Genomic DNA, 6,704 nt, shown 5'->3' with positions numbered 1-6,704 from the left:
CACGTACTGCGGGGTGTTGTCCTCGGGGTTCCACTCGACGCCGTGCTGGAGCAGGTCCCACGCCTCGTTGGCGTAGTAGACCTCGTCGAAGATCGTCTCCTTTGGATGTGCGAGGTTCACCATCCGGAGGAGCAGCCCGATCGCGGTGACCAGGATCGCCGCCAGCCAGAAGGCCGGGGTGGCGGGTCCGGGACGGGCGAGCCTGCGACGCACCGCGTCGGCGACCGGGTGGGCGGTTCCATCCCAGGACGGCTCCGCCGCCGGCGGCGGCGTCTCGCTTGCGTCGGTCAGCACCGAGGTCATTGCGCGATCGTAGGCGGTGGGATGCCACCATCGCACATGTGCCATTGATTCTGCTCGGAGCTCCTTTGGGTAATCCCGAGGACGCCTCGCCCCGGCTGCGCTCGGTCCTGGCCTCCGCCGACGTCGTCGCCGCCGAGGACACCCGCAGGCTGGGCCGCCTCGCCCAGCACCTCGGCGTGACGATCGGCGGCCGGCTCGTCTCCTACTTCGAGGGCAACGAGGAGCGCCGCACGCCCGAGCTCGCGGACCTGCTCGCCACCGGGGCGACCGTCGCCGTGGTGACCGACGGCGGCATGCCCAGCGTCTCCGACCCCGGGTTCAGGCTCGTCCGGGCCGCGGTGGCGTTGGGTGTACCGGTGAGCGCCGCCCCGGGCCCGAGCGCCGTCACGACCGCCCTGGCGGTGTCGGGGCTGCCCTGCGACAGGTTCTGCTTCGAGGGGTTCCCGCCGCGCAAGCAGGGCGAGCGGCGCACGTACTTCGCCTCCCTGGCCGCCGAGCCGCGCACCCTGGTCTTCTTCGAGTCCCCGCACCGCGTCGGCGACACCGTGCGCGACCTGGCCGCGGCCTTCGGCGCCGACCGCCCGGCGGCACTGTGCCGCGAGCTCACCAAGACGTACGAGGAGATCCGCCGCGGCACCCTCGGCGAGCTGGCCGAGGACGCCGAATCGGCGCGCGGCGAGATCACCCTGGTGGTCGGCGGGGCGCCGGCGGTGCCGCAGGAACGCCCCTCCGACGCCGCGCTGTCCGCCTCGGTCGCCGCGCTGGTCGCCGCCGGCACGTCCAAGAAGGACGCGATCACCGAGGTGGCGACCCGCTTCGGCCTCCCCCGCCGCGAGGTCTACGCCGCCGCTCACGCGTGAAACTTCCGCCGCGACCCGGAGCCGCGATCCGGAGCCGCGACCCGGAGCCGCGACCCGGAGCCGCGACCGCACAAGGTCTTCCGGATCACGCGACGCCCCGTGTACGAGTGCGCCCACCGCCATGATCCGGAAGAGAAAATGCTGCCAGGACGACACATAGTCTTCCGGATCATGAGGGGGCGGTGTCAGTAGGAGCTCACGAGGACGCCGAGGGCCAGGACCAGCGGGGCGGCGGCGGTGAGGGCGTAGGCGGCGAGGCGGGTGCGGAGGCGGCCCAGGCGGCCGGCGCCGGTGGCCCAGCACAGGGCGGCGCCGCACAGCAGGATCAGCGCCAGGCCGACGGTCCAGCGGACGCGCAGCCCCGTGGGGTTGCCGGCGTACGCGATCCGCCCGCCCTCGCGCATCCGGGCGTCGAGGACCGCGCCGGGATCCTCGTCGGCGCCGACCAGCGGTACACCGGCGACCGCGGCACCCTTGTCGGGCTGGAACGTCACGTAGCAGCGGCGCAGGACGCCGTCGCCACGGCAGCGGGTGACCTGGGCGTGGCCGGCCTCGCCCTGGCCCATGTCGAGGAAGAACGGCTCGGCGCTGGTCCAGGCGAAGAAGCCGGCCAGCAGCGCGATCAGCAGCATCGCGGGCAGGCCGGCCGCGGGGCTGCGCAGGCGCTTGGGCTTGCGCGGCAGGCGGACCGGCGGCGGGGAGGTGCGGGCGGCGTCCCGCGGCTGGCGCATGACCCGCATCGCGGGCGGCGGCCAAGCCTCGCCCTTGCCGGACAGCTGCCCGCCGGACAACTGCCCGCCGGACAGCGTGCCGGACGGCGGCTCGCCGGACAGCGTGCCGGACGGCTGCCCGGCGGACAGCGTGCCGGACAGCTGCGTCGCCGTCTCCTCCAGCTGGGCGGTGGCCTGCTGGAGGTGCTCGATGACGGCGGTCGCCCCCGCGTCGTGCGCCGCGGGGTCGACGAGATCGGGAGCGAGGCCCGCGGCCGCCGGCACCAGGTCCGTGCCCGGCTCGTCGTGGACCGGCGCCCGCACCGTGGTGGTCGACGTGGTCGGCCACAACGGGAAGCCGTCGGCTGGTTTCGGTGGGATTCCGGCGGCCTGGCCCCGCCACCACGCTTCTTCGCTCACGTTTTCATTGGACAACGGGTCATACCGGAGATTTCGGACGTCCCCTAGCGTGTCGGGAGAAACTATCCGTTCGCCGAAGGTCAGGACGGGTCACTACGCTTTCAGGTCATGAGTCGTGTTCTCGCCGCGGTCGCCTGGCCTTATGCCAACGGGCCGCGCCACATCGGTCACGTGTCCGGCTTCGGAGTGCCCTCCGACGTGTTCAGCCGCTACATGCGGATGGCCGGCCACGACGTGCTGATGGTCTCCGGCACCGACGAGCACGGCACCCCGATCCAGGTCCAGGCCGACGCGGAAGGGGTGACCCCGCGCGAGCTCGTCGACCGGTACAACCGCGTGATCGTCGAGGACCTGCACGGGCTCGGCCTGACCTACGACCTGTTCACCCGCACCACGACCGGCAACCACTACCAGGTGGTGCAGGAGCTCTTCCAGGGCCTGCACGACAACGGGTACATCATCGCCAAGACGACGCTCGGCGCGCGGTCGCCGTCGACGGGCCGGACGCTGCCCGACCGGTACATCGAAGGCACGTGCCCGATCTGCGGCTACGACAGCGCCCGCGGCGACCAGTGCGACAACTGCGGCAACCAGCTCGACCCCGACCAGCTCATCAACCCGCGGTCGAAGATCAACGGCGAGACGCCGGAGTTCGTGGAGACCGAGCACTTCTTCCTGGACCTGCCCGCGTTCGCGGACCAGCTCAACGCCTGGCTCGACACGCGCGAAGGCTGGCGGCCCAACGTGCTGAAGTTCTCCCGCAACCTCATCGCCGACCTGCAGCCGCGCGCGATCACCCGGGACCTGGAGTGGGGCGTGCCGATCCCGCTCGACGGCTGGCGCGACCGCGACGACAAGCGCATCTACGTCTGGTTCGACGCGGTCATCGGCTACCTGTCGGCGTCGGTCGAGTGGGCCCGCCGCAGCGGCGACCCCGAGGCGTGGCGGAAGTGGTGGCAGGACCCGGACGCCGAGGCGTTCTACTTCATGGGCAAGGACAACATCGTCTTCCACTCGGTGATCTGGCCGTCGATCCTGCTGGGCTACTCGGCGCCGAAGCCGGGCTCGCTCGGCGCGCTCAACCTGCCGACCGAGGTCGTGTCGTCGGAGTACCTGACGATGGAGGGCAAGAAGTTCTCCTCCTCCCGCCGGGTCGTCATCTACGTCCGCGACTTCCTGCAGCGGTACGACGCCGACGCCCTGCGCTACTTCATCGCGGTCGCCGGCCCGGAGGCGACGGACACGGACTTCACCTGGTCGGAGTTCCGCCGGCGCAACAACGACGAGCTGGTCGCCGGCTGGGGCAACCTGGTCAACCGCTCGATCTCGATGGCCGCGAAGAACTTCGGGGAGATCCCGGCCGCCGGTGAGCTGACGGCCGAGGACACCGCGCTGCTGGAGGCGGTCCGCGCCGGGTTCGGCAGCGTCGGCGACCTGCTGGCCAAGCACCGGCAGAAGGCCGCGATCACCGAGGCGATGCGGATCGTCGGCGAGGTCAACAAGTACTTCTCCGACCAGTCGCCGTGGAAGCTCAAGGAGGACAAGGCCCGGATGGGCACCGTCCTGCACGTCGCCCTGCAGGCGGTGCGCGACTGCAACACGCTGCTCACGCCGTTCCTGCCGCACGCCGCCCAGCAGATCCACGAGCTGCTCGGCGGCACCGGCGTGCACGCGCCCATGCCGCGGATCGTCGACGTGGAGGACCTGGACAACGGCCTCACGTACCCCATCCTCACGGGCGACTACACGGACGGCGCGACGTGGACGCCGGAGGCGATCGTCGCGGGCACGCCGCTGTCGGCGCCGACGCCGGTGTTCAAGAAGCTGGACGAGTCGATCGTCGAGGAGGAGCTGGCCCGGCTCCAGGGCTGACCGCGGTCGCGCTAGGGGATCTCCGCCCAGACGATCTTGCCGTCGGCGACGGCGCGGGTCCCCCAGCGGTCGGAGCTGGCGCGGACGATCTGCAGGCCGCGGTGGTGCTCGTCGTCGAAGGTCGGCTCGATCAGGAACGGCAGCCGGTTGTCCTGGTCGAACACCTCGATCGCGACGTGGGCCGGCAGCAGGTGCAGGCGCAGCTCGACGTGGCGGGTGCGGGCGTGGGTCGCCGCGTTGGCGAAGAGCTCCGCGACGACCGCGACCGCGGTATCGGTCCGCTCGCCGGGCACGCCCCACCCGCGCAGGGTCTCCTGGACGAAGCGGCGGGCGGCGCGGCTCTCGGAGGCCACCGCCGGGTAGGCCGCGACCGCGGTCAGCGGCACCTCGGCCGGCGGCTGCCGGACATAGAGGACCGCGATGTCGTCCTCGTGATGGGCCGGGTCGACCATCCCGGCGATGAGGTCGTCGATCGCGGCCAGGGTCGGTCGCGGGTGCAGGGCGATCCGTGCCTGGAGGTCGGCGAGCCGGTCCTCGATGTTGCGGTCGCGCCGTTCGATGAGGCCGTCGGTGTACAGCAGGAGCGCCTCTCCCGGGGGGACCGCGACGACCTGTTCGGTGTACGGGAAGTCGGCCGTCCCGAGCGGCGGCCCGACGGGCCCGGTCAGCAGCCGGGTCGGCTGTCCGGCCAGGACGCCGACGGCGGGCGGGTGGCCGGCGTTGGCGTAGCTGAGCGTGCCGTGCACCAGGTCGTAGACCGCGTAGACGCACGATGCCATCTGCGTGTCGTCGTCTGCCGCGAGCAGCGTGTTGAGCTGGCGCATGAGCTGGCCGGGGGCGAGGTCCAGCGACGCGTAGGAGCGGATCGCCGTGCGCAGCTGCCCCATCACCGCCGCGGCGCGGATGCCCTTGCCCATCACGTCGCCGACGACGAGGGCGACCCGGCCGGCGGACAGCGGCACCAGGTCGACCCAGTCGCCGCCGACCTCGACGCCCTTCGCCGCCGGCAGGTACCGCGACACGACCTCCATCCCGTCCACCCGCGGGATCCTGGGCAGGAGGCTGCGCTGCAGCTCGACGGCGGCGTCGCGCTGGCGCAGGTACATGCGGGCGTTGTCGAGCGCGACCGCGGCGTGCGCGGCGATGCCGACGGCGAGGCGCTCGTGCCGTTCGGTGAACCGGCCGACCTGCGGGTGGCCGAAGAAGAAGCCGCCGAGGACCTCGCCGGTGGAGGAGACGACGGGCACGGCCAGGTAGCTCACGACCTGCAGGTGTCCCGCCGGGATGCCGGTGTACGGCGGGTTGTGCCCGTAGCGCGGGTCCTTCCTGATGTCGTCGCTGCGCAGGTACCCGACGCCCCGGAACGTCGGGTCGAACACGCTGGTGTTGCGCGGCAGCGGGAACTTCGCGAACACCTCCTTGGACACCCCGGACAGCGAGTACAGCTGGTGCGACTCGCCGAGCTCGTCGGTGACGTTGTAGAAGAACGAGCCGAAGGCCGCGCCGGTGAGGCCGGTCGCGACGTCGGTGGCGCGCTGCACGACCCGGTCGACGTCGAGCTCCGACGACAGTTCGGTGCCGACGGAGTGCAGCGCCTCGACGAGGCTGGTCTCCTCCCGCAGCCGGCCTTCCCGCTCGCGCAGCTCCTGCTGGCTGCGGCGCAGCCGCGTGGCGGCGTCGGCGAGCTCGGCGACGGTCCGCTCCAGCTGGGCCGCCTGCCGCTCGGCGGCCCGCTCCACGGCGCTGAGCAGATCGCCGTACGCCTCCTCGCGGGCCGCGGCGTCCCCCGGGTCGGCGTGACGGTGCAGGCCGATCCGGAGGTTGAGGACGATCAGCTCGAACAGGTCGGCGGTCTGCTGGTCGAGCCGGACGGTGACGCCGGCGAGCAGGTGGTGGCCGGCGCAGCCGACGGCGAGCACGGTCCGCACCGGATCGTCGTCGACCTCGCGCAGCTGCACCCCCATGGGCGTCGCACCGGGCGCCCGCCAGTCGCCCGTCGCACCCCACCCTCCGGCCGGAAGGACGCCGGCGGGCACGGTCGTGACGATCGTCTCCCCCGCGGCGAGGCGGAGCCAGGAGAAGGCGGGCGGGCCGGCGGCACCGTCCCGAATGCGTTCGTGAAGCAGCTCCGCGACGTCATACAGGGCGCCGGAAAGGTCGTCACCCTTCGCCGCGACCGCACGCACCTCGGTCCCGCAGCGCACGATCTCGCTCAGGGAGAGGCTGTTGAGGTCGTACACCGGGCCTCCGGTCTTGGCACATTCACGGACGAACCATCCAAACCAACAACCTGCCCCGGGCGCAATGATCCCAACCGCGGAACGGCCACACAGCGCGCCCGGTATGCCCTCAATGCGGCTTCCTGCGATGTGCAACTTGCAGAATGGCACGGGTTTGAGCGAAAAGTCCGGCAGCGATGAGGAGTGTCGTTGATGACATCGTTGTAATTCTCCGCAAAAAACATCGATGTTATACGTTCTGATGAGTAGCTACAGGCATCCACATGAGTAAAATCCGTGTCGACATGCCGCTGCGGTAC

The 6,704-nt window shown here is 71.6% G+C and carries 4 protein-coding genes and 1 pseudogene; 2 read left to right on the top strand and 3 right to left on the bottom strand.

Annotated elements, in window-relative coordinates:
- Positions 1-303: pseudogene (locus AB0I21_RS03280) on the bottom strand (phospholipid carrier-dependent glycosyltransferase); the annotation flags it as partial.
- A gap of 29 nt (positions 304-332) precedes the next feature.
- Between AB0I21_RS03280 and rsmI the strand changes: the two are divergent.
- Positions 333-1,163: a 16S rRNA (cytidine(1402)-2'-O)-methyltransferase gene (rsmI, locus tag AB0I21_RS03275; protein WP_344504027.1), complete on the top strand. Its 831-nt coding sequence runs from the start codon at positions 333-335 to the stop codon at positions 1,161-1,163.
- Positions 1,164-1,348: 185 nt separating this feature from the next.
- Here the strand turns inward: rsmI and AB0I21_RS03270 are convergent, their stop codons facing one another.
- Entirely contained in the window at positions 1,349-2,293 is a 945-nt protein-coding gene (locus AB0I21_RS03270) for a hypothetical protein (protein WP_360558664.1), read from the bottom strand.
- A gap of 108 nt (positions 2,294-2,401) precedes the next feature.
- On the opposite strand from AB0I21_RS03270, the gene metG reads away from it, so the two are divergent.
- The gene (gene metG, locus AB0I21_RS03265) at positions 2,402-4,165 is read left to right on the top strand and encodes a methionine--tRNA ligase (RefSeq protein WP_360558663.1); all 1,764 of its coding nucleotides are present in this window, start codon (positions 2,402-2,404) and stop codon (positions 4,163-4,165) included.
- A gap of 11 nt (positions 4,166-4,176) precedes the next feature.
- On the opposite strand, the gene AB0I21_RS03260 is transcribed toward metG, so the two are convergent.
- Positions 4,177-6,405, bottom strand: a complete 2,229-nt coding sequence (locus tag AB0I21_RS03260; RefSeq protein WP_360558661.1) for a SpoIIE family protein phosphatase — start codon at positions 6,403-6,405, stop codon at positions 4,177-4,179.
- Positions 6,406-6,704: the final 299 nt, after the last annotated feature.

The sequence above is a fragment of the Dactylosporangium sp. NPDC050588 genome (assembly GCF_040654975.1).
GTDB classification, from domain to species: Bacteria; Actinomycetota; Actinomycetes; order Mycobacteriales; family Micromonosporaceae; genus Dactylosporangium; species Dactylosporangium maewongense.
The sequence above is the reverse complement of the archived record's forward strand: the minus strand, read 5'-3'. Positions and strand labels throughout refer to the sequence as shown.

Excerpts from the sequence above, each read along its gene's own strand:
- metG (WP_360558663.1), top strand. The coding sequence starts at position 2,402 with ATGAGTCGTGTTCTCGCCGCGGTCGCCTGGCCTTATGCCAACGGGCCG.